The sequence below is a fragment of the Actinosynnema sp. NPDC023658 genome, assembly GCF_040639995.1.
Taxonomy (GTDB): Bacteria; Actinomycetota; Actinomycetes; order Mycobacteriales; family Pseudonocardiaceae; genus Actinosynnema.
In genome coordinates, this window is sequence record NZ_JBFAAX010001334.1 from 1 (window position 1) to 1,295 (window position 1,295).

The 1,295-nt window shown below is 75.8% G+C and carries 1 protein-coding gene; it reads left to right on the forward strand.

Going from position 1 to position 1,295, the window contains the following annotated elements:
• Window positions 1-1,295 (forward strand): tetratricopeptide repeat protein (locus AB0G02_RS40755; protein ID WP_360806066.1); only part of this gene is annotated, 1,295 nt, incomplete at both ends.

Here is a 1,295-nt window from a genome sequence, read left to right on the forward strand (position 1 = left end):
GGTCGGTTTCCCGGACCCGCCGCGCTGGACCTCGGCGGCCTCCCGGACCTCCTTGTGGTCGCGGCGTGCGGGAACCTGCCGTTGGCGGTGGCGATCGCGGCGGCGCGGTTGTCGACGCGTCCGGGGTGGTCGTTGTCGGGATTCGCGGCGCGGCTGCGGGCGGAGCGGGGGCGGTTGGGGGAGCTGGCCGTCGAGGACATGGACGTGCGGGCGAGCATCGGGTTGAGCTACCGGGTGCTGGACGCGGGGGCGCGGGCGTTGTTGCGGCGGTTGGGGGTGGTGCCGGCGGACGTGCCCGAGTGGGTGGTGCGGCAGTTGGGCGGGTCGCCGGACTCGGTGGACCAGCTGGTCGACGTGCACCTGCTGGAACCGTCCGGCGTGGACGCGGTGGGGCAGCAGCGGTTCCGGTTGCACGACCTGGTGTCGGAGTTCGCCGCCGAACGGGCCGCCGAGGAGGACCCGGCCGACGAGCTGCTCGCGCTGCGGGTGTCGTTGGTGGACTCGTGGACGGGATTGGTGGGTGAGGCGGACGACCTGCTCGGCCACGGGATGCTGGCCGGTGCGGGGGTGGCGGTGCCGGCCGCGCCGCCGCAGGCCCTGGAGTACGTCCGCCGCGCGCCGAAGGCGTGGTTGGACGTCGAGCGGCGCACCCTGGTGGGGTTGGTCGGGGAGGCGGTGGAGCTGGGCTCGGCCGACCGGGCGGCGCGGCTGGCGCTGCGGCTGGTGGGTTACCTGGGGTTGTCCGGCAACCGGGAGCGCGAACAGGTGGTGCGCACGGCGGCCGGGGTGCGTGCCGGGCTGCCGGACGAGCTGCACGCGAAGGTGCTGACGGCGCTGATCGCGAGCGTGGTGGAGCGGGACCGGCTCGACGAGGCGGTGGACCTGCTGACCGAGCAGCGGGCGTTGGCCGCCCGGATGGGTGACCGGGCGCTGGAGGTGCGGTCGCTGGCGCAGGCGGGGTTGATCGCGCGGCGGCGCGGGCGGTTGGCGGAGGCGGTGCGGCACAACCGGGCGGCGCTGGCCGCGTGCGACGACGGCACGCCGGTGCAGGTGCGCAGCTCGGTGTTGGCGGGGTTGGCGGCGAACTACGTCGAGTCCGGTCTGCCGCGCGAGGCGTTGCCGTTCGCCCGGGAGGCGTTGGAGCTGGAGAGCGCGGCGGGCAGCGCGCGCATCGCCGCGCTGCACTCGATCACCTGCGGGACGGCGTTGCTGGAGTCGGGGCTGTGGGACGAGGCGGAGGAGCGGTTCGCGGCGGCGGAGGCGACGGCCGTGCGGTCCGACGACCGCACCGCGGT